The 20,103-nt window shown below is 69.1% G+C and carries 22 protein-coding genes; 12 read left to right on the forward strand and 10 right to left on the reverse strand.

Going from position 1 to position 20,103, the window contains the following annotated elements; translation table 11 throughout:
- The first annotated feature begins 34 nt into the window (after positions 1 to 34).
- The 3 genes from CACI_RS48570 (at position 35) to CACI_RS35575 (ending at position 2,022) form a co-directional block, all read left to right on the forward strand.
- Positions 35 to 1,141 carry a serine/threonine-protein kinase gene (locus tag CACI_RS48570; RefSeq protein ID WP_190276672.1) on the forward strand — a complete coding sequence of 369 codons (1,107 nt, stop codon included), beginning with the start codon at positions 35 to 37 and terminating at the stop codon, positions 1,139 to 1,141.
- Positions 1,023 to 1,595 (forward strand): hemerythrin domain-containing protein, encoded by a 573-nt coding sequence (locus CACI_RS35570; RefSeq protein WP_015795740.1) that lies wholly within the window; start codon positions 1,023 to 1,025, stop codon positions 1,593 to 1,595. Before CACI_RS48570 ends, CACI_RS35570 begins: the two co-directional genes overlap by 119 nt.
- Positions 1,596 to 1,659: 64 nt before the next feature.
- Positions 1,660 to 2,022 (forward strand): hypothetical protein, encoded by a 363-nt coding sequence (locus CACI_RS35575; protein WP_015795741.1) that lies wholly within the window; start codon positions 1,660 to 1,662, stop codon positions 2,020 to 2,022.
- An 82-nt stretch (positions 2,023 to 2,104) separates the two neighbouring features.
- On the opposite strand, the gene CACI_RS35580 is transcribed toward CACI_RS35575, so the two are convergent.
- The 3 genes from CACI_RS35580 to CACI_RS35590 all read right to left on the reverse strand — a co-directional run bounded on the left by CACI_RS35580 (position 2,105) and on the right by CACI_RS35590 (position 4,433).
- A complete protein-coding gene (locus CACI_RS35580; RefSeq protein WP_015795742.1) occupies positions 2,105 to 3,076 on the reverse strand; it encodes an anti-sigma factor RsbA family regulatory protein in 972 nt (323 codons plus the stop codon).
- 79 nt (positions 3,077 to 3,155) lie between these two features.
- A complete protein-coding gene (locus tag CACI_RS35585; protein WP_015795743.1) occupies positions 3,156 to 3,947 on the reverse strand; it encodes a SigB/SigF/SigG family RNA polymerase sigma factor in 792 nt (263 codons plus the stop codon).
- Between the two features lie 3 nt (positions 3,948 to 3,950).
- Positions 3,951 to 4,433 carry an ATP-binding protein gene (locus tag CACI_RS35590; protein ID WP_015795744.1) on the reverse strand — a complete coding sequence of 161 codons (483 nt, stop codon included), beginning with the start codon at positions 4,431 to 4,433 and terminating at the stop codon, positions 3,951 to 3,953.
- 166 nt (positions 4,434 to 4,599) lie between these two features.
- On the opposite strand from CACI_RS35590, the gene CACI_RS46520 reads away from it, so the two are divergent.
- Entirely contained in the window at positions 4,600 to 4,947 is a 348-nt protein-coding gene (locus CACI_RS46520; protein ID WP_015795745.1) for an STAS domain-containing protein, read from the forward strand.
- Between the two features lie 55 nt (positions 4,948 to 5,002).
- The gene (locus CACI_RS35600; protein ID WP_015795746.1) at positions 5,003 to 6,034 is read left to right on the forward strand and encodes a GDSL-type esterase/lipase family protein; all 1,032 of its coding nucleotides are present in this window, start codon (positions 5,003 to 5,005) and stop codon (positions 6,032 to 6,034) included.
- Positions 6,035 to 6,062: 28 nt separating this feature from the next.
- Here the strand turns inward: CACI_RS35600 and CACI_RS51695 are convergent, their stop codons facing one another.
- Positions 6,063 to 6,224 carry a hypothetical protein gene (locus CACI_RS51695; RefSeq protein ID WP_015795747.1) on the reverse strand — a complete coding sequence of 54 codons (162 nt, stop codon included), beginning with the start codon at positions 6,222 to 6,224 and terminating at the stop codon, positions 6,063 to 6,065.
- 84 nt (positions 6,225 to 6,308) lie between these two features.
- Complete coding sequence (locus tag CACI_RS46525; RefSeq protein WP_015795748.1) at positions 6,309 to 6,857, reverse strand: LapA family protein; 549 nt, start codon at positions 6,855 to 6,857, stop codon at positions 6,309 to 6,311.
- Positions 6,858 to 6,960: 103 nt separating this feature from the next.
- Here CACI_RS46525 and CACI_RS35610 point away from each other — a divergent pair, with 103 nt between their 5' ends.
- Positions 6,961 to 7,464 (forward strand): metallophosphoesterase family protein, encoded by a 504-nt coding sequence (locus CACI_RS35610; RefSeq protein WP_015795749.1) that lies wholly within the window; start codon positions 6,961 to 6,963, stop codon positions 7,462 to 7,464.
- Position 7,465: 1 nt separating this feature from the next.
- On the opposite strand, the gene CACI_RS35615 is transcribed toward CACI_RS35610, so the two are convergent.
- Entirely contained in the window at positions 7,466 to 8,218 is a 753-nt protein-coding gene (locus tag CACI_RS35615) for an SDR family oxidoreductase (RefSeq protein WP_015795750.1), read from the reverse strand.
- 96 nt (positions 8,219 to 8,314) lie between these two features.
- Between CACI_RS35615 and CACI_RS35620 the strand changes: the two genes are divergently transcribed.
- From CACI_RS35620 to CACI_RS35635, 4 genes are all read left to right on the forward strand, one after another.
- Positions 8,315 to 9,274: an AraC family transcriptional regulator gene (locus CACI_RS35620; RefSeq protein WP_015795751.1), complete on the forward strand. Its 960-nt coding sequence runs from the start codon at positions 8,315 to 8,317 to the stop codon at positions 9,272 to 9,274.
- A complete protein-coding gene (locus CACI_RS35625) occupies positions 9,264 to 9,728 on the forward strand; it encodes a DUF4240 domain-containing protein (RefSeq protein ID WP_015795752.1) in 465 nt (154 codons plus the stop codon). Before CACI_RS35620 ends, CACI_RS35625 begins: the two co-directional genes overlap by 11 nt.
- Positions 9,729 to 10,000: 272 nt before the next feature.
- Positions 10,001 to 11,104, forward strand: a complete 1,104-nt coding sequence (locus CACI_RS35630) for a glycoside hydrolase family 19 protein (protein ID WP_015795753.1) — start codon at positions 10,001 to 10,003, stop codon at positions 11,102 to 11,104.
- A gap of 149 nt (positions 11,105 to 11,253) precedes the next feature.
- On the forward strand, positions 11,254 to 12,111 hold the full coding sequence (locus CACI_RS35635; protein ID WP_015795754.1) for an NmrA family NAD(P)-binding protein: 858 nt from the start codon (positions 11,254 to 11,256) through the stop codon (positions 12,109 to 12,111).
- Positions 12,112 to 12,296: 185 nt separating this feature from the next.
- Here the strand turns inward: CACI_RS35635 and CACI_RS35640 are convergent, their stop codons facing one another.
- The 4 genes from CACI_RS35640 to CACI_RS35655 form a co-directional block, all read right to left on the reverse strand.
- Positions 12,297 to 13,874 (reverse strand): beta-N-acetylhexosaminidase, encoded by a 1,578-nt coding sequence (locus CACI_RS35640; protein WP_015795755.1) that lies wholly within the window; start codon positions 13,872 to 13,874, stop codon positions 12,297 to 12,299.
- 15 nt (positions 13,875 to 13,889) lie between these two features.
- Positions 13,890 to 14,720 (reverse strand): carbohydrate ABC transporter permease, encoded by an 831-nt coding sequence (locus CACI_RS35645; RefSeq protein ID WP_015795756.1) that lies wholly within the window; start codon positions 14,718 to 14,720, stop codon positions 13,890 to 13,892.
- A complete protein-coding gene (locus tag CACI_RS35650) occupies positions 14,717 to 15,715 on the reverse strand; it encodes a carbohydrate ABC transporter permease (protein ID WP_015795757.1) in 999 nt (332 codons plus the stop codon). The genes CACI_RS35645 and CACI_RS35650 overlap by 4 nt, the downstream gene beginning before the upstream one ends.
- A gap of 247 nt (positions 15,716 to 15,962) precedes the next feature.
- Positions 15,963 to 17,306: an extracellular solute-binding protein gene (locus CACI_RS35655; protein ID WP_015795758.1), complete on the reverse strand. Its 1,344-nt coding sequence runs from the start codon at positions 17,304 to 17,306 to the stop codon at positions 15,963 to 15,965.
- Between the two features lie 307 nt (positions 17,307 to 17,613).
- On the opposite strand from CACI_RS35655, the gene CACI_RS35660 reads away from it, so the two are divergent.
- Complete coding sequence (locus CACI_RS35660; protein WP_015795759.1) at positions 17,614 to 19,035, forward strand: cellulose binding domain-containing protein; 1,422 nt, start codon at positions 17,614 to 17,616, stop codon at positions 19,033 to 19,035.
- A gap of 263 nt (positions 19,036 to 19,298) precedes the next feature.
- Positions 19,299 to 20,060, forward strand: coding sequence for a GntR family transcriptional regulator (locus CACI_RS35665; RefSeq protein WP_015795760.1), 762 nt, complete (start codon positions 19,299 to 19,301; stop codon positions 20,058 to 20,060).
- Positions 20,061 to 20,103: the final 43 nt, after the last annotated feature.

Below are 20,103 nucleotides of genomic sequence, written 5' to 3' on the forward strand. Positions count from 1 at the left end.
TCGCGGTTATCGGGCGGCTGTGAGCCTTACCGCTGTGAGCCAGCCCCTGCTCGGGAACCGCTATCGGCTCGGTGAGCGCGTCGGGCTGGGCGGCGCGGCCGAGATCTACGAAGCCACCGACGTCCACCTGGGGCGGCCGGTCGCGGTCAAGATCCTCAAGACCGGCGAGTGCGGGCCGGAATTCGCCAGGCGCTTCGCCGAGGAGGCGCGGCTGCTCGCGGCGGTCGGCCATCCGAACCTCGTCCCGCTGTGGGACGCCGGCCGCGACGGCGCGTGGCGCTACCTCGTCATGCCTCTGATCCACGGCGAGGATCTGGCACGCGTCATCGGGCGCGGACCGCTGCCGCCGCCGGAGGTCGCGCGGGTCGGAGCCGCCCTGGCCGACGCGCTGGCGCACATCCACGCGCAGGGCATCGTCCACCGCGATCTGAAGCCCGCCAACGTCCTGGTGGAGCCCGACGGCGGGATCTACCTCGCCGACTTCGGGATCGCGCACGCGTGGAACGCATCGATCCACACCGCCGACGGCCTGGTCGTCGGGACCGCCGGCTACATGGCGCCGGAGCAGGCGCGAGGCGTCGGCCCGATGCCGGCTTCGGATGTGTTCTCGCTCGGGCTGGTCCTGCTGGAAGCGCTCACCGCACAGGCGGAGTACCCCGGTCCGGCGTTGGAGCGGATCGCCAGCGTGGTCAACCGGTCGCCACGGATCCCGGCGGGTCTGACGCCGCGCTGGCGTGCGCTGCTCGCCGCGATGCTGCGCCGCGAGCCCACCCGGCGTCCGACCGCGGCGCAAGTACGAGACCTGATTGCCTTGGAATGCGAACCGGCTGCGGCGTCCGCGCCGCCTCATCCGCGACACCGCCGGCCTGAGCCGCTCCCATCAGAACCCGTGTCAACACCCGAGGTCGTCTCCCCGAGCGCCGCGACGCGCACGTTTACCCCCGATCCGGCTGGACACCGGGAGGGCTCCCCCGGCTCCGACGAGGCGGCGGAGACGCAGCGATGCGGGAGGAGCGACCTCAGTGACCGAGAACGACCACGACGACGTCATCGCCGTGCTCACCCACGACCATCGGGAAGTCCGGGCGCTCTTCGACGAGCTGGACAGGACGCGGGACAGCGCCGATCCGAAGCAGCGTAAGACGCTGGTCGACCGGGCCACGATCGAACTCGTCCGGCACGCGACGGTCGAGGAGCAGTTCCTGTACCCGGCGGTGCGTCTCAACGTGGACGGCGGCGCGGAGCTGGCCGATCGGGAGATCCGCGAGCACGCACAGGTCGAGCTGACGCTGAAGGAACTCCACGGGATGCAGCCCGGCGACGAGCCGTTCGAGCCGACGCTGCGGCGCCTCGTCGAGGCGGTCACCGCGCACATCGCCGAGGAGGAACAGATCCTGTTCCCCCAGCTGCGATCCGTCTGCACCGCCGAGGATCTCGTGGCGATCGGCAAGATGGTGACGACCGGCAAGAAGATCGCCCCGACCCGGCCGCATCCTGCCGCTCCCGACACCCCGCCGGGCAATCTCACCGCCCCGGTGCTCGGGGTCGTGGACCGGGTCCGGGACGCCGTCAGCGGTCGCGGGCGCGAGTCCTGAACCGGCGAGCCAGACAAGCAGCCCGATAGAACCCGACGAAGCAGCACGACAAGGAAGAGGTTCCATGGACGCCCCGACGAACGCCTTCGACGTCCACACAGCGACCGGGGCGGGCGAGGCGACCGGTGACGGCCGCGCCGCCCGACCGCGCGAGGCGTCGCTGCTCGACGACGAGGAGCGCGCCGCGTTCCTCGCCGAATGGAGCTCGGTGCAGACCGGGTTCGCCAGCGACCCGGAGGGCGCCGTCACGGCCGCCGAGCGCTTGATCGCCGCGTTGGCCGAGAGCATCACGCGGCAGATCGGCGAGATCACCGACGCGGTCAAGCGGCCCGGGATGGACCCGGCAGCCCCGGCTCCCGCCGAGGAGGTTTTGCGCGAGCAGCTGCTTCGCTGCCGTGAGGCGTTCCATCTCCTCATCGACAGCTAGGCAAAACGCTCGCGGCGCCGCTTGGAGTCACAACGGAGCAGCAGCGGAGGCGACACCCGGCTGGCGTCAGAACACCAGGGCATCACGCCGCGCCCGCGCCCCCGAGCCGAGCCCGCACCACAGTCCCCAGCCCCGGCGCCGACCGGATCTGTAACAGGTCGCAGACCTGGTTCGCGATCCACAGTCCGGCTTTCCCCCCGAGCCCGGTGGGTCGGCGCCGGCCGGCCAGCGGATCGGTGATCACACCGTTGTCCCGCACCTCGCAGACCAGGGACGCGACGTCGCGCCACAGCCGCAGCACGCCGGCGCCGCCGCCGTATTTGATGCTGTTCGCCGCCAGCTCGCTCACCACCAGGACGGCGTTGTCCACGTCCTGGGCGCTCACCACCGGCTCGGCGAACTCCGCGACGTGGTCCCGGAGGTCCTTGAGGCTCGCCAGATCGAAGACGAGCTCCCACACCGGACCGGTCGGCTCCTCCAGCGGTTCGTCGAACACGGGGTGGGCGAGCCCGGCCTGGGGGTAGGTGGCGCTGCGCGCTCTGGTGTCCTGGGCGACGACGCTGGGGTGGCTGCCGTGCGCGTGCTCGATGACCGGCGCGGGCAGGACGTCGAGGTCGTAGGGACACAGCAGCCACCAGCCCGGGCCGTCGTCGAAGGCGGTGTTCAGCAGCCTCTCGTGGTGCTGGCATTCGGCGATCTCGCTCGGCGTGCGGCCGGCCCAGGCCGGTTCGCCGATGCCGCGGAAGCCCTTGGCGGTGGCGGCGTTCCGGTCGACCCAGTCCTGCCAGGCCGGGATGATCCGCGCCGGGTTGCGGCCGGCGCGGGTGAGGTCCAGGAACTCCACGCGGTCGGCGTCCCGGCCCAGGGCATGCCGGAGCAGCGTGGCACGCGGCTCGACGACCGCGACCAGCACGGCCTCGCCGACGTCCAGCGCGGCGGTCACGAACGCGGTCGTGCCCGCCAGGAAATGCTCATCACCCGAGTACAGAAACGCCTCGTGGCGGAAGGGTTCCGCCGTATCGAGGGTCTGAGCAGCAAACGGAAGCCTGCTCACGCTCTCACCTCACCATGAACGACTGACCACGGATTACCGCTTTGGTGCGCCTTAAACGAACAGGTGGGCGAGGTTTCGGTCAGTGGTCGGTCTCAAGTTGATCACGCAGGCGTCCGAGGATCTGGGAGAGCAGGCGGGAGACCTGCATCTGGGAGACGCCGAGTTCGGCGCCGATCTGGGCTTGGGACATGTTGCGGAAGAACTTCATCAGCAGAATCCGCTTGTCACGGGTACTCAATTCGGCCAGCAGCGGCTTGAGCGCCTCCCGATCCACGACCAGCTCGAAGCCCGGGTCCTCATCACCCATCAGCTCGCCCATGCTGGCGCCGTCACCGTCGGCCATCGCCACCGGCACATCCAGCGAAGCGGTGTGATGTGCAGCACTGGCTTCATAGGCCTCGGCCACCTCATCGGCCGACAGATCCAGCCGCTCGGCGATCTGCGCCGCACTCGGCGCGTGCCCCAACTGCTGCGTCAGCTCCCGCTCCGCAGCCCGCACCGCCAACGCGTTCTCCTGCACCCGGCGAGGAACATGCACATCCCAGGTGGTGTCCCGGAAATGACGCCGCACCTCACCGGCGATCATCGGCGTGGCATACGTCAAAAACGCCGCACCATAGTCCGGGTCGAAGTTGTCGACCGCTTTGACCAGCCCCAGATAGGCCACCTGCTCCAGATCGGCTTGGGACTCCCCACGCTGGCGGAACTTGCCAGCCACATACCGGGCATAGGACATGTACTCCCCGATGACAAACTCCCGCAGCCCTTCATATTCGGCATCATCAGGAGCCATCCGCCGCAAACGCACCAACGCGGTCCTGGCCGCGGCGCGCTCGCGGGTGTAATCCCCCGGTTCGGCAGGCGTGTTCACAGATCACTTCCCGCCCGTACGACGCTTCAGAATCTCCACGTGCACCGTCGGACCGTCCACCCGCCACACAATGTCATCGACCAATGCGGACAAAATCGTCCACCCGAACTCATCACTCTGCGGCGACGCGACATTACGCGCCTGACGACTCAGCACCGCACGCAGCGACGAGCCCTCGAGTATGAAGCGGCACACCAAGTCGCCGACGCTGTTGGCACCGTCGGTCGCGTCCCCGTCCCGGACGGTATGACGAAGGAGGAGACCGCACGCCTCGTCCACCGCCAGACGCAGGTCGGCGACCTCCGAGAGGGTGCACCCGAGTTTGGTCGCGACGTGGGCGCTCGCCGACCGGATGATGGGCAGATAGTCGGCGTCAGCCGGTACCTGGATCACCACGGTTTCCGCCTCGGTCCCCGCCTCGCCGTCAAGGTCGGACCCGGTCTCGATGCCGGCGGACGTCCGTAGAGAATGTGCTTCAGGATCCATGTGCGCTCCCAGCCGATAGCTTCGTCACCGGGACAGCTTACCCACGAAGCAAAAAACACGAGAAGTAATTCATGTATCGGTTGACAGAGGTGTCGGCGATGACCAAAGCTTGTGCCGCCACCGTCGGCGGCTCCACGCCGGAGGGGTCGACAACTAGGAGCCGGCCATGGAGTTCTCTTGTACAGTGAGACAGATCGCCGACCGTGTGGTGCTCACGGTCGCCGGCGACGTGGACCTCGCCGTTCATGGGCGCTTCGAGGCGGACGTCGAACAGTATTGGGACGCCTCGACGGATCTGGTCATCGACTGCTCACGGATTACTTTTCTAGACTCTATGGGACTCCGTGTTCTGGTGCACGCGATGCAGCGCGCGGCCGGCAATGGACGTGACATCGCGATCGCGGCGCCGTCCGACCCGGTCCTCCGGGTGCTGGACCTCGCGGGCATCAGGAGCCTGTTCACGGAGATCGGACCGGTTGCCGACGCCGCTCCTGACCCGGACCCCGCCACCTGAGCGCGAGGGACGGCGGGACAAGGCGCCCGCACGCCCTGACGGCGGAAGGAGATTCGTGAGCGCCCCTCGGATCATGGTTCTGGGCGATTCGCTCGCCAGCGGGATGCAGGACGACTACACCTGGCGTTGGCAGCTGGCGCAGCACCTCCAGCGCACCGGCACACCCGCGGAGTTCGTCGGCCCGCACACCGGGACGTTCTCGATGTACGACGACCCGGTGCTGCTGGCGCTCGTGGAGGGACGTCCGGTACCCACCGGCCCGGGCGTGGCCAATCCCATGACCGGTCCGTATCGGGAAGGCTCATTCGAGGGCGGGCACTGCGCGCGGCCCGGATGGACCGCGAACGCCGCCAAGGACTCGGTCCGCGACCACGTCGCCACCGACCGCCCGGATTTCCTGTTGGTCCAGCTGGGATTCAACGACCTCGCGGTGGTCGGACCGCCGGAGCAGACGCTGGAAGACCTGGCCGCGGTCGTGTCCGAAGCGCGCGCCGCCGCACCCGAGGCGACCTTCCTCGTCGCGAACATAGCGGGCACCACGACGTGGGGAAACGCCTGGTTCCGCAAGAGCATCAAGGAATACAACGCCAAGCTCCCCGCCGCCCTCAACGCCCTTTCCACGGACCGCTCCCCCATCGCGTTGGTGGACGTGCACACCGGCTTCGATCCCGATACCGACACCTACGACAGCATCCACCCGAACCCGGCCGGAGAGCTGGCCATGGCACGCGCCTTCGCCGACGCGCTGCGCCAGTTCGGAGTCGGACGCGAACCGCTGCAGCCGCCTCTGCCGCATCCGCGGGAGATCCCGCTGTCCGAACCGACGATCGTCACGGCGCGAGTCCACAGCGACGCGGACGTCATGCTGGATTGGAATCGGGTGCGCGGAGCTTCGGCCTATCGGATCGCACTCCGCGACGTCACGCTCGGAGAGCCGCGCACTGAGGGACCGATCCCGGTGCTCGGCGACCACTGGCTGGCTCAGGGACTGACTGCCGGGCACGTCTACGAATTCGACGTCGCCCCGGCCCGCGGCGAACGAGTCGGCCCGCGCTCCAAGCCGCTCCGTCTCGCCGCCGGCCGCTGACGGCGAGGCGTGGCGGTCGGAGTCGGGGTCACCTGCTGCGCGAGCCGCTTCGGGACCTGATGCCGCCGACGATGGCGGCGACGACGAACAAGACGATGCCGATGACCAGGAGCCACAGCAGGCCCTTCACCACGGCGCCGAGGACGCCGAAGATGATCGCCAGGATGAGGATGATCACAATCACAGCCATATGGTCATGATTCGCCCGTTTCAGTGACTGCGCAGCTCCAGAAGGTGGTGGGGCGCGGCCATCGGCTGGAAGGCAGGTGGAAGGCTACTGCTCACGCGGCGCAGGAGCCTCAGGCGTCCCGACTTCAGGCTGCGGAGGGCGGGGCGCTTGCGGGAGCGGGACTTGTGACGGCTGGGGTCCCTGCGACGTCTGCGGTGTCTGGGGCGTCTGCGGTGTCTGGGGCGTCTGCGACGTCTGCGTCTGCGGTGTCTGAGGCTCCTGGGGGACCTGATCCAGCAGGCGCTCCCGGTCCTGGTGCAGATTGCGCGCCGCACGCCGCAACTGGATGATCCGTCCGGCTCCCGGCACCACGACGAGCAGCACGCCCAGCGCCGCGGCCATCAGCAGCGCGACGCCGAGCGGTGCGTTCCAGTGTGCGCCGTACAGGTGGATCTGGACGTGCTGGTCGTTCTGGAGGATGAACACCAGCAACAGGACCAGGACCACGGCGCCGGCGGTCAGAACGACCCACAGCCCGCCGAGGCGCGTGCGTCCCGGCAACGGCGGGTGCTGGGGTTCGGTCGGGGTCTCGCCGGTGTCGGGCACGGGCGCGCCCCCGGCAGGATCCGGTTCCTGCGGAGCGATACTAGCCATGACCAGTAGCTCCTCTCCCATGCCGTGATTTGTGAATATCGGTCTCTTGTTCGGCGTGTACCCCCATTTGTCCAGGTCAAGCAGGATTCCGAAGGAGACCCGAATGCGCCTGCTCTTGATCGCGGACACGCACGTCCCGAAACGTGCCCGGGTTCTGCCCGCGCAACTGCTCGACGAGGTGGACGCCGCCGACGTGGTGTTCCACGCCGGGGACTGGGTCGATGTCGCCACACTCGACCTGGTGCAGGAGCGGTCGCGGCGGCTGGTCGCGGTCTACGGCAACAACGATGGTCCGGCGTTGCGGGAGCGGCTTCCTTCGGTGGCGCGGGTCGAGCTTGAGTCGTGCCGGTTCGCGGTGGTGCACGAGACCGGTTCGGCCAAGGGACGCGAGCAGCGGTGTGCAGCGCAGTTCCCTGATACCGACGTCCTGGTGTTCGGGCACAGCCACATCCCTTGGGACAGCCACGCCTCCAACGGCATGCGGCTGCTCAATCCCGGCTCGCCGACCGACCGCCGCCGGCAGCCGTACGCCACCTACCTGACCGCCGAGCTGGCGGATGGCCGGCTCGGCGAGGTCCGTCTGCACAACCTGCCGCCCCGCAGCTGACTCACACCAAAACGCCGCCGCCGTCGATCGTGAGCGTGCTGCCGGTGACGTAGGGGTTGGACAGAGCGAAGAGGTACGCTCCCGCTGCCTCCTCGGCGGTGCCGACGCGCCGCGTGAGCAGTGCGGAGCCGGACTCCCGAAGGAAGGCGTCCGGGTCCGGGACGCTGCCGTCCCACAGCTCGGTGCGGATCACGCCCGGCCGGATCACGTTCACGCGCAGCGGAGCGAGCTCCACGGCCAGGGCACGGCTCAGGGACTCGATACCACCGGTGACGGCGGCGGTCACCGCTGTGCCGGCCGCGGGGCGGGTCGCGAGGGTGCCGGAGCTGAAGGTGATCGAGCCGCCTTCGCGCAGGTGCGGCGCGGCGTACTTGGCGGACAGGAACGCGCCCCAGAAACGGCGCTCGAAGATGGTCCTCGCCTCCTGCGCGCTGGTATCGCTCACCGGCTTGAGGAGCAGGGATTCGCCCGCGGTGAAGACGAGGTGGTCGAACTCGCCGATCTCGTCGAAGAAGGCTGCGATGGCCGCGCCGTCGGCGACGTCCAGGCGGCGTCCCTGCGCCGAGTCGCCCAGCCGCTCCGTGGCGGCGTCGACGCGGTCCTGGTTGCTGGAGGCGATCACGACGTCCGCACCCGCCGCCACCGCCTGCCGGGCCAGGGCGAAGCCGATACCGGAGGTGCCGCCGATGATCACGATCTTCTTGCCGGACACGGATGCGGACAGAGCCGCAGCCGCAGATTCAGATTCAGACATGACAGGAACGTATGCCTCGGGGAGCAAGACGGTGAATGACAGGAAGTCTCGGTTCTTTGTCTTATCGTCTCGAACGGGAGCGACTACGGTGGTGGCATGGACATCCTGAGCGACACCCTCGAAGTCCTGCGGACGGGCCGTCCGATGGTGACCCGCACCGACGCGCACGGCCCGTGGGCTCTGAAGTACCAGCCCATCTCGGGCGCCAGCTTCCACGTGGTCATGGAGGGACGCTGCCGCCTGCTGCGGCCGGAGGGCGAGCCGCTCGCGCTCGGACCCGGCGACATCGTCTTCCTGCGGCGCGGAAGTGGCCACACGATGTGCGACCCGGACACGCCGCACCCCGAGCCGATGGACTTCGCCCCGCACCGGCTGGACGACTCCTCGCCGATCGGCCAGTTCACCGTCGAGGGACCCGGACCGCGCACGGTGCTGGTGTGTGGCGCGTACAAGATCGACGCAGACCACCGGCATCCCCTGTTCACCAACATGCCGGAGATCATCCACCTGCCCGCTGCCCCAGGGCGCTATCCGGTGCTGCGCTCAGCGATCGACCAGCTGTGCGCCGAATTCCGTTCACCGCAGCCGGGTTCGGACGCGATCGTCACCGCTCTCGTCGACCTGCTCCTGCTGCACATCCTCCGGTCCTGGTACGCCGAATTGCCGAAGGACCAGACCTGCGGATGGGCTGCCGCGCTGACCGACCACGCGATCGCCCCAGCCCTGAAGGCGATCCACGACGCCCCCGGCGACCCCTGGACCGTGGAGTCACTGGCCGCCCGAACCGGATTGTCCCGCGCCGCGTTCGCCCGACGGTTCGCCGCGGTGGTCGGCGTACCGCCGCTGACCTACCTGACCAACTGGCGGATGGCCACCGCCGCCCGGCTGCTGCGCGAATCTCCGAGCACGGTGAACACGATCGCGCAGCGCACGGGATACACCTCGGAATTCGCCTTCGCCAAGGCGTTCAAACGGCATTTCGGATCGCCGCCGGGCTCCTACCGCAAGCCGACGGTGTCGGCACCCGGGTCTATGGTCCCTCGCTATGACGACTGATGAGCTCGGCGGGCCGCGACTACCCACCGGCGAAGAAGAAGACCGCCTCTGGTCTTTGCTGGCGCAGGCGTGGTCGAAGGCCGGGGACTCGAGAGAGGCTTTCGTGAAAGTTCTGACAGAACTCTGCGAAGGCATGTCGTCCGAGGAACTCACGGACCTCGACCGGGTCGTCGAGCGCAAGCTCTACGACGTCGACCGCGCCGACATCCACGCCGTCACCGACGGCTCGGACGACGGATTCCTCTATGCACGCGGCCTGATAGTCGCCTCGGGGCGGGAGAAGTACTACGCGGTCCTCGCCGACCCGAATGCCGCGACGCCCGACGACGAACTCGAGGAGATGTGCTACTTCTTCGCGCATCTTCACCACGAGAAGTACGGCTCGTGGCCCGAGACCGGCTCGGGTATATCTCGCGAGTCGTGTTCCAACCCCGAGGGGTGGCGCTCGGCGTGAGCTAGCGGGACTGTCCAGGCGACACCGCTGTGGTCAGTAGCTCATCCGGCGACACGAACTGCGTCACGCTCGCTGCCGCGATCATCTGTTGACTGCGCGACGACGTACTCCTTGAACTCCGCACGGAGAGCGGAAGTTTTTCAGACGTCTCGCACCAGCCAATTCCCCGTATGGTCTGGACCAATTTTGCGCAAAACCCTTGACTGGTCTGGACCAATTCAGTTCACTCCCAAGTGACCCCGCTCACACCTTTCCCCACAGAGGAGTGGCTCATGACCCTTACTCACGCACCGAAACGCACGCGGCTCCTAGCCTTGCTGGCTGCTCTGGCCAGCGTGCTCGGGCTGACCCTCATCGCCATGCCCGCCTCGCCGGCCCACGCCGCGACCGCCTGCGCCGCGCCGTGGAACTCCGGCGTCGCGTACACCGGCGGGCAGACCGCGTCGTACAACGGGGACAACTGGTCCGCGAAGTGGTGGACCCAGGGCGACATCCCCGGCAACAACGGCCAGAACGTCTGGGCCGATCAGGGTGCGTGCTCCTCGAGCGGGGGCGGAGGCGGCGGGGGCAGCAGTTGCAGCTACCCGGCTTGGGTCGCCGGGCAGTACTACAACGTCGGCGCCATCGTCACGTACACGCCGAACGGCGGGCTCTACATAGCCACCAACGCCAATCCCGGCTACGACCCGACCATCAGCACCTGGTACTGGTCGCCGTACACCTGCACCGGCGGCGGTGGTGGGGGCGGTGGCGGTGGAGGCGGCTCCAACGGCTTCGTCGTCAGTGAAGCGCAGTTCAACCAGATCTTCCCGAACCGGAATTCCTTCTACACCTACTCCGGTCTGGTCGCGGCGCTCAGTGCCTACCCCGCGTTCGCCACCACCGGCAGCGCCACCGTGCAAAAGCAGGAAGCCGCAGCGTTCCTGGCCAATGTGGACCACGAAACCGGCGGCCTCGTCTACATCAACGAAATCGACCAATCCGGCAACTACTGCGCCAGCGAATCCTACGGCTGCCCCGCCGGAACCTACGCCTACTACGGCCGCGGACCCCTGCAACTGTCCTGGAACTTCAACTACTACGCCGCCGGCAACGCCCTCGGCATCGACCTCCTCGACAACCCCAACCTCGTCGCCACCGACCCAGCCACCTCCTGGAAAACCGCCATCTGGTACTGGTTCACCGGCACCGGCAACGGCTCCCTGACCTCCCATCAGGCCATGACAACCGGAGCCGGCTTCGGCGCCACCATCCGCGCCATCAACGACATCGAATGCAACGGCGGCAACACCGGCGAGATGCAAGACCGCGTCAACGACTACGAATCCATCGCCGGGGTGCTCGGCGTGACTCCGGGCGGGAACCTCACCTGCTGACGTCCTGACGTTCTGACGAATGATGGAGCCGGCGCAGACTGCGCCGGCTCCTTCTCCTACTACGAAGTGGTCACGCGTCAGCGACTCGTTAAGTAAGCCCACTGACTATTCTCGGGGGGTCAGTGAAGATCGGCTGGGAGGCGAGATCGATGAGTGGTTTGACCGTGGTCACCGGAGCGACCGGCAATGTCGGTGGTTCGTTGGTGACGGCTTTGGTCGCGGCGGGTATGCCGGTGCGCGCGGTGGTGCGCTCTGAGGCGGACGCGGCGCGCTTCGACAGCGGCGCGGTACAGACCGCGATCGGCGACCTGAACGAGCCCGCGAGCCTGGCGGCCGCGTTAGATGGTGCGCAGGCGCTGTTCCTGCTGCCCGGCTACGCGGACATGCCCGGCGTGTACGCGGCGGCGCGCGAAGCAGGGGTCGGACATGTCGTGCAGCTGTCGGGGATGTCGGCGGCGAGCGGCGACATGAGCAACGCCGTCACCGAGTACATGGTGCTCAGCGAGCAGGCGGCGGCGGAGTCGAAGCTGCCGCACACCGTCGTGCGGCCCTCGGCGTTCATGACCAACGCGCTGCGGTGGGCGGACCAGGTGCGCGCCGGCGACACGGTGACGCTGCCGTTCCCGACCGTCGCCACCGCCTGTCTGCACCCGGCGGACCTGGGCGCCGTCATCGCCGCGGTGTTCGCCGACCCGGACCGGTACGCCGGCGAGGTGCTGCTGCCCACCGGTCCGGAGGCGCTGCTCCCCCGCGACCAGGTCGCGATCGTGGCCGGCGTCCTGGACCGGCCGCTGACCTTCGTGGGGCTCACCGACGAGCAGGCGCGCGAGTCCATGGCCGCCGACGGCACGCCGCAGCGGTACATCGACGCCTTCCTCGACTTCTACGCCAAGGGGAGTCTGGACGAGTCGCCGGTGCGCTCCACCGTCGCCGACGTCACCGGCAACGCGCCCCGGACGTTCGCCGCCTGGGCTGCGGACAACGCCGAGGCGTTCGCGCGCAGCTGAGGGTCCAGCTGCGCGGGTCGTCGCGGCCGCCGCTCGGGGCGGGACGGGGCGGTTTGGTTCGGGTCGGGACGGGACGGCTTGGTTCGGCTCGGGACGGGACGGGACGGCTCGGTTCGGCTCGGGACGGGACGGCTCGATTCGGCTCGGCTTGGTTCGGGCCAGCTTGGTTCGGCTCGGCTCGGCGATCAGGGCATTGACAGCCCGGCGCCCGGGTCCCAGCCGTCCGGCCGGGCGGCGGGCAGCGCGCCGAGCGCGTCCAGCCGGAGCAGGTGGTGCTGGAGGCGGCGGGCGAAGTCGGCGGGATCGCGGCGCTCGTCGCTCCACGCGCCCTCGGCCAGGGCGCACAGGCGCGGGTACAGCAGATGCCTGACAACCTCGGTCGTGGGTGCGGACTCGGTCCACAGCTGCGCCTGGGTTCCCAGGACGCCGGGTCCGCCGGAGGCGTCGGTCAAGGCGGCGACGCCGAGGGCGGACAGATCGGTCGGCAGCGGGTCGAAGGAGTAGGCCTCGGCGAGGGTCAGGACGCGGTCGTCCGCCGAGGGCGGCTCGGCGGGGTGGCTGGTCTGGCGGTAGTCCAGGTAGGTGTGTTCGTGCGGGGCGACGATCACTTGGTGGCCGCGCGCTATCGCCTCCGCGGCGTGTTCCGGCTTCAGCCAGGCCGTCGCGACCACCCCCGGGTCGAGGTTGCCGACGCCGACCGCGTCGTTCCAGCAGACGGCGCGGCGTCTGTGTTCGGCAAGGTATCCGTGCATCTGGCTCAGGAACCAGCCCAGCAGTTCGGAGACGTTCGGCAAACCCTCCTGCTCGATCCGGCGGCGGGCGTCGGCGTTGTCCTCCCACTGGACGGTCCGGCATTCGTCGCCGCCGATGTGGATGTTCCGGGACGGGAAGAGCGTCATCACGTCCGACAGCACGTGCTGGCAGAAGTCGAGCGCTTCGTCGTGCACTGCGAGGATGTCCTCGCTGATGCCCCAGGACGTCCACACCGGCAGCGCGGTCTCGGGGTGGTTGCCGAGTTCCGGGTAGGCCGCGAGCGCCGCGCGGGTGTGGCTGGGCATGCCGATCTCGGGGACGATCGTGACGCCGCGCGCCGCCGCGTACTCGACGAGGTCGGCGAGCTCCCGGCGGGTGTAGTAGCCGGAGTGCGGGACGCCGTCGAACACCGTGGATCCGGCGCGGCCGACCATCGATGCGGTGCGGGTGGAACCGATTTCGGTGAGCCGGGGCAGGCCGTCGATCTCGACGCGCCAGCCCTGGTCGTCGGTGAGGTGCAGATGCAGGATGTTGATTTTGTGCAGCGCGATCTCGTCGGCGAGCCGGTAGAGAAACTCGATCGGCATGAAGTGCCGTGCCACGTCGAGCATCACGCCGCGCCAGGCCAGGCGGGGTGCGTCGCGGACGTGGCAGGCGGGCCAGCGCCAGGCGTCGGCGGGGACGGCGGGATCGGCTGACAGCGTCTGCGCGGGCAGCAGTTGCCGCAGCGTCTGCACCCCGTTGAAGAGCCCTGCTTCGCTCGGCGCCGTGAGCGTCACCTGTTCCGGGGTGACCAGCAGGTCGTAGCCGTGGGGATGGTCGTGGGCGCCGTCGTCGAGGCGGAGGGCGACGGCCGGGCCGGCGCCGGTGCGCGGGCGGCCGGCGCCGAGGTAGGCCGCGAGCAGGTCGGCGGGGCGTTCGGCTCCGGGACCGGCGGCCAGGTTCAACGCCGGTCCCAGGACGAACTCGCCGGAGCGCGCGGTGTACTCGGCGGGGCGGGGGATTATCACGGAAGGCCTTTCGGGTCAGCCCTTGACGGCGCCGGCGGTCATGCCGGCGGTGAGCCTGGTCTGCGCGATGAGGAAGAACACGACGGCGGGGAGGGCGAACAGCGTCGAGCCCGCGATGAGGCCCGCGTAGTCGGTGCCGGTGTTGGTGGAGAAGGTCGCCAGCCAGACCGGCAGCGTGTAGTGGGCGTCGTCCTTCATCATCACGTAGGCGTAGATGTAGTCGTTCCAGGCTGTGATGAAGGCGAAGATCGAGGTGGCGATGATGCCGGGCGCCAGCAGCGGGAGCATGACGTGCCGGATGACCTGGCCGGGGCTCGCGCCGTCGAGGCGGGCGGCCTCCTCCAACTCGACCGGGATCCCCTGGGCGAAGCCGCGCAGGATCCAGATGGTGAGCGGCACGACAAACCCGGTGTAGGTGAGCCCGAGGGACAGCAGGTTGTTGAGCAGGTGCAGGTTCTTCATGGTGAGGAACATCGGGATCACCAGCGCCGGCGCCGGGATCATCTGGATGCCGAAGATGGTGACGAGCAGCGCGCGCCGGCCCACGAATTTGAAGCGGGCCAGCGCCAGCGCCGCCAGGAACCCGACGACGGTCGCGACGACCACGACGGACAGCGTCACCACGAGGCTGTTGACGAGATAGGAGCTGAAGTGCGGCTTGCCGATGGCGTCGGCGAAGTTGGCCAGCGTCAACGGGAACGGCAGGAACTTCGGGGTGGAGGTGAGGATGTCGTGCTGCGGTTTGAAGGCGGTGTTGACCATCCAGTAGAGCGGGAACGCCCACACCAGGACGAACACCGATCCGCCGATGTTCAGCAGGACCCGGTTACGGCCCTTGGCTTTCATGCTTCCTCCCCGGACACGACCAGACGCCGGACCCACCAGCCGACGAGCACAGCGAGCAGCACCACCGAGAACACCGCGATCGCCGCGCCCTGTCCGTAGGACTGGGAGGCGAAGGCCTTGGTGAACGACCAGATCGCGATCGTGGTGGTCGCGCCGTCGGGCCCGCCCTTGGTGAGGATCCAGATCTGGTTGAAGACGTTGAAGTCCCAGATCACCGACAGGACGGTGACCAACATGAGCACCGGACGCAGGAACGGGAGCGTGACGGTGCGCAGCCGGCGCACATAGCCGGCGCCGTCGATGGCGGCGGCTTCGTAGTAGTCGCCGGGGATCTGGCTGAGCCCGGCGTAAAGGGTCAACGCGACAAAGGGCACTGATATCCACACCACGAGCAGCCAGACCACGACGAACCCGGAGGTCGTCCCGGCGAGGAAGTCGTGCTGCCGGACGTCGCCGAAGACGCGCAGCTGGGTCAGCAGCCAGTTGACGACACCGTAGGTGGGCTGGAACAGCCACTGCCAGACCAGCGTGGAGGCGACCGTCGGCATGGCCCACGCACCGAGCAGCGCGAGCATCATCGCCACGCGCAGCCGGCGCCCGGCGGCGACCATCATCAGCGCCGCGCCGAAGCCGATCACCACGGTGCCGGCGACGAGCGTCGCGGCGAAGACCACGGTCCGTATGAGGACTTGAGTGAGCTGCGTGTCATGCAGGATCGCGGTGTAGTTGGCGCCGCCGACGGAGGTGGCACGGCCGGTGATCAGGGTACGAAGACCGAACCCCTGGGTGGAGATGACGCCGAGCCGCACGAGCGGATAGCCGACGACAGCGGCCAACAGCACGACCGCGGGCAGCAGCAGGACATAGGGCTGGGGCTGCCGACGCCGGCGCGGGCGGGACCCCGCCGCCCCCGGATCATCGGGGGCGGCGGAGGCCGCGGGCCTGGTCGGCGGCGTGCCCTCGCGCCGGGGCGCGTGAGTGGGCAGCGCGTTCACAGATGGTTCCCTCCTGGTTCGCCGGATGCGGCGGAGGCTCGGGCAGGAGTCAAGTGCTCAGAGGCAGCCCGGGCAGCGAGCGGCCGGTCTGCCCAGACCTGCTCACGCGGGGCGGCGATTCTGGCCGCGGCCGTGTGCTCAGAGGCAGCCCGGGCAACGAGCGGCTGATCTGCCCTGACCTGGTCGCGCGCAGCCTGGTCGGTGGTGGCGCGCTGGGCGGCCACCACCGCCTCCACGTTCGTCGCGGTCATTGCGCCGGGGCGTTGAGTGCCTGGTTCAGGTGTGCGTCCAGGGTTTTGGCGGCGTCGGCCGGGGATTTGCGGCCGGTGGCGATGTCGGCGAAGAAGTCGTTGATGGACTTGTCCGACTCGATGGTCGCCCAGCCGGCGACGGCTGGGGTCGCGACGGAGGTCTTCGCCGCTGTGAAGAACGCCTTCGAGACGTCCGGCAGGCTGCTGATGGTCTGGTCGATCACCTCGGTGGAGGCGGGGATCCAGTGGTCGATGCCGACGATCGCGGAGGCCTGGACCGCGGGGTCCGTGGCGGCCTTCAGGTAGGCCAGGGCCAGCGCCTGGTTCTTGCTCTTGGCCGCGACCGCGAGGTCGGAGCCGCCGAGGAAGACCGGCTGGGTCTTGCCGTCGGTGGCGCTGGGGAAGGGGAAGGTGCCGATCTGGTCGGTCAGGGAAGGGTCGACCTTCAGGATCTTGTTGACGTTCGAGTTCAGGATGGTCGCGGTCTTGCCCTGCGCGAACAGGGTGTTGAAGTCCGGCGCGGTGGTGTCGACGTCCTGGGAGGCGCCGGCGGAGTACTTGCCGATGAAGGTCTTCCAGGCCTGGAGTCCCTGCTGGGCCTGCGGCGACTCCAGCTGGCCGGTCCACTTGCCGCCGGCCTGGCTGGCGAGCTGGCCTCCGGCGTCCCACACGAACTGCATCGCGCCGTACCAGTAGCGGCCGGGGAAGTAGAAGGCTGAGAAGTCCGGCGCGGTGTTCTTCGCCTTGATGGCGTCCAGGTCCGCGGTCAGCTGCGCGAAGGTGGTCGGCGCGGCGGTGATGCCGGCGGCGGCCCAGATCTTCTTGTTGTAGATGACCGCGCGGTTGCCGGCGAACAGGGGCGCGCCGTAGTTGTGGCCGTCGACGGTGGCAGGGCCCGCGAGGCCGGGGAGCCAGTGCTGGTCGGCTTGCAGCTGCGGGAGTGCCGAGGTGATGTCGGTCAGGCCGGAGCTGGCGGCGAACAGCGGGACGTCGGTGTTGCCGATCTCGATGACGTCCGGCGGGTTGTCCTGCGCCAGCGCGGTGGCGATCTTGGTGTTGATCCCGTCCCACTGCTGGATCGCGACCTTCACCTGGGCGCCGGTGGCGGCGGTGAACTTGTCGTTGATGGCCTTGGTGGCGGCGTCGGACAGGTCGCCGTCCATGTACCAGACGGTCAGTGTCTTGCCGGCGCCGGAGCCCGCCCCGGCCACGGCGGCCGGCTGCGTGCCGGAGCCGGAGCCGGCGGGCCCGGACGACTTGGACGCCGCGCTGGAGCAGGCCGTGGCGCCGAGGACGAGGACACTTCCCACGGCCAGCGCGGCCGAAGTGCGTATGCGCATGGTGATCCTTACCTTCGAGCTCTGTCGGATGAAGAGATGAGCGAGGTGCGACGGATGCTTGCACTTTCCCAGTGGTAATGTCAATGGTCACCTCGCACGGCCTCGCGACCTCGGGACAAGTGGACCGAAGGTCCGCTGTGACCTCCAGAAATGGCCATATCGGGCGTCCTGGAGCGAGGTCTTGACAGACCAGTGGCCCGGTCGCATTCTGAACGCCAGCGCCGCCAAGAAGTTACCTATGGTCCTCTCGGCGGCCACCTCACCGCACCGTCACGGCAGCCACCCACCCCACGAGGAGTTCCCTGACATGCGCCACACCCCCCGCCCCCGCCGCTCGCTCGCGGCCCTCACGGCCACCGGCGTCGCCGGCGCCTTCGGCCTGACCGCGGCCGTCCTGTCCACCTCGGCGCACGCCGCCGGCGCGCCGGCGGCGCTGGCCTACCACGTCGGCTCGTCCGGCTCGGACATGGTCGAGCCCTGGTTCAAGGTCACCAACACCGGCGGCTCGGCGCTGAGCCTGGCGACGGTGAAGATCCGCTACTACTTCACGATCGACTCGGCGCCGTCCTACCAGTTCACCTGCGAATGGGCGCAGATCGGCTGCGGGAACGTCACCGGCACCATCGGCACCCTGCCCTCCCCGAGCGCGACCGCGGACCACTATCTGGAGGTCGGGTTCACCGGCGGCAGCCTGGCGCCCGGCGCCTCGACCGGCGACCTGCAGCTGCGGATGAACGCCGCCGGCTGGGCACCGGTCAAGCAGAGCAACGACTACTCGTTCAACGCCTCGCAGACCTCGTACGGCTCGACGGGCACCATCACGCTCGCCGTCAACGGCGCGATCGTCTCCGGCACGGCGCCCGGCGGCAACCCGCCCCCCACCAGCCCGTCCAGCTCACCGAGCACCAGCCCGTCGACCTCGCCGAGCTCCGGCGGCGGCGGGTCGGCGTCCGGGACGCTGTTCGACGACTTCTCCTACTCCGGTCCGTCCGACCCGAACCTGGCCGCCCACGGCTGGGCGATCCGCACCGGCGCCGGCGGTCCGGGCGTGCAGAACTCCTGGGCGGCGGACACCTTCAGCTTCCCCAGCGACTCCAGCGCGCAGGGCGGGCACGTCATGAACCTGGCGGCCTCGACCGACGGCACCACCTCCGGGACCAAGCAGGCCGAGATCGACACCACGCAGGAGAAGTTCTTCGAGGGCACCTACGCCGCGCGCGTCTACTTCAACGACGCCCCGACCACCGGCACCAACGGCGACCACGTGAACGAGACCTTCTACACGATCACCCCGGACAACTCGCTCTACAGCGAGGACGACTTCGAGTACCTGCCCAACGGCGGCTGGGGCGGCCCGGCGGACTCGATGTACACGACCAGCTGGTACAGCGCCGACGCGATGGACCGGGTCACCACCGACACCATGGGCAGCCTGCAGGGCTGGCACACGCTGGTGGCGACGGTCTACGGCGGCACCGTCACGTACTACATCGACGGCAAGCAGGTGTTCTCCAGCACCGGCAAGTACTACCCGCGTGAGGCGATGACCATCGACTTCAACGAGTGGTTCATCGACCTGCCGTTCACCGGTGCGCGCACCTGGAACGAGAAGGTCAACTGGGTCTACTACGCCAAGGGCGTGGCCCAGTCGCCGACCGATGTGCAGAACGCGGTCAACGGGTTCTACCAGGGCGGCACGCACTTCAAGGACACCGTGCCGAGCAGCTGATCCTCCCCGGATCGCCCGCGACCGGCGGCGCGGCCCGACCTGAGAACGGGCCGCGCCGCCTCCGCGCGGCGATGCCTGGCCCGGCGGCACCTGCGCGCCGAGAGGCCTACCGAGATCCTCACGATCCATAGGGATTTATAGCTATCCATCGCGATCCACCGCGGTCCGTCGAGGCCCACCGCCCCGATGTATCCGTCCACCGAAGCCCGCCGCCCCGGCCGACCGGGGCGCCCGACCGGCCAGACCTGGCAGAATCATCCGATGTGACTGGCAGCGAGACCCGCCCGGCCCGCAAAGTGGCCACCGCCAAACGCGACCGTGTGCGCGACCACCTCCTGCAGCTGATCGACACCGCCGCCCCCGGCACGAGCCTGGACTCCGAACGCGACCTCGCCGAGACCCTCGGCGTCTCGCGCCCCACGGTCCGCGCCGCGCTGCAGGATCTGGCGCGCTCGGGCTACCTGGTCCGGCACCAGGGTCGCGGCACGTTCACCAGCCCGCGCAAGATCGACCAGGCGCTGACCGGCGACAGCGCCGACGGTGCCGCGGCCCTGGCCGCCCCGTCCGCCGAGGGCACGTGGACCAGCCACGTCGTGACCTTCCGCACCTCCGCGGCCGGACCGTCGCGCGCGACCCGGTTCGACATCGCCGTCGACGCGCCGATCCTGCGCATCGTGCGAGTGCGGCTGGTCGAGGGCGAGCCGATCGCGATCGAGCGCCTGGACGTCCCGGCGGCATTGGTCCCGAATCTGAAGCCGGACGACGTGGAGTCCGGCAACTTCTACCACCTGCTGCGCGACCGGCACGGCATCGTGGTCTCCGACGCCGTGCAGACCATGGAGCCGACGGTCGCCAACCCGGAACAGGCCGAACTGCTCGACATCGAGGTCTACGCGCCGCTGCTGCAAGTCGAGCGCACCACCAAGGACACGACCGGACGCGTGGTGGAGTTCGCGCACTCGGTGTATCGCGGGGACCGCTACCGGATCACGACACGGCTGCATCTGGACGCGACCTCTGGCTGAGGTTTCGCGCATGGATCCGCCGCGGTCGTGTCGTTCGCGGCGG

The organism is Catenulispora acidiphila DSM 44928 (assembly GCF_000024025.1).
In the GTDB taxonomy this organism is placed as follows: Bacteria; Actinomycetota; Actinomycetes; order Streptomycetales; family Catenulisporaceae; genus Catenulispora; species Catenulispora acidiphila.

Coding starts and splice junctions, on each gene's coding strand:
- CACI_RS35590 (WP_015795744.1), bottom strand. CDS start 4,433: ATGGATCCTGAAGCACATTCTCTACGGACGTCCGCCGGCATCGAGACC.
- CACI_RS35645 (WP_015795756.1), bottom strand. CDS start 14,720: ATGAAAGCCAAGGGCCGTAACCGGGTCCTGCTGAACATCGGCGGATCG.
- CACI_RS46525 (WP_015795748.1), bottom strand. CDS start 6,857: ATGGCTAGTATCGCTCCGCAGGAACCGGATCCTGCCGGGGGCGCGCCC.
- CACI_RS35610 (WP_015795749.1), top strand. CDS start 6,961: ATGCGCCTGCTCTTGATCGCGGACACGCACGTCCCGAAACGTGCCCGG.
- CACI_RS35620 (WP_015795751.1), top strand. CDS start 8,315: ATGGACATCCTGAGCGACACCCTCGAAGTCCTGCGGACGGGCCGTCCG.
- CACI_RS35615 (WP_015795750.1), bottom strand. CDS start 8,218: ATGTCTGAATCTGAATCTGCGGCTGCGGCTCTGTCCGCATCCGTGTCC.
- CACI_RS35660 (WP_015795759.1), top strand. CDS start 17,614: ATGCGCCACACCCCCCGCCCCCGCCGCTCGCTCGCGGCCCTCACGGCC.
- CACI_RS51695 (WP_015795747.1), bottom strand. CDS start 6,224: ATGGCTGTGATTGTGATCATCCTCATCCTGGCGATCATCTTCGGCGTC.
- CACI_RS35625 (WP_015795752.1), top strand. CDS start 9,264: ATGACGACTGATGAGCTCGGCGGGCCGCGACTACCCACCGGCGAAGAA.
- CACI_RS35575 (WP_015795741.1), top strand. CDS start 1,660: ATGGACGCCCCGACGAACGCCTTCGACGTCCACACAGCGACCGGGGCG.
- CACI_RS35635 (WP_015795754.1), top strand. CDS start 11,254: ATGAGTGGTTTGACCGTGGTCACCGGAGCGACCGGCAATGTCGGTGGT.
- CACI_RS35630 (WP_015795753.1), top strand. CDS start 10,001: ATGACCCTTACTCACGCACCGAAACGCACGCGGCTCCTAGCCTTGCTG.
- CACI_RS46520 (WP_015795745.1), top strand. CDS start 4,600: ATGGAGTTCTCTTGTACAGTGAGACAGATCGCCGACCGTGTGGTGCTC.
- CACI_RS35655 (WP_015795758.1), bottom strand. CDS start 17,306: ATGCGCATACGCACTTCGGCCGCGCTGGCCGTGGGAAGTGTCCTCGTC.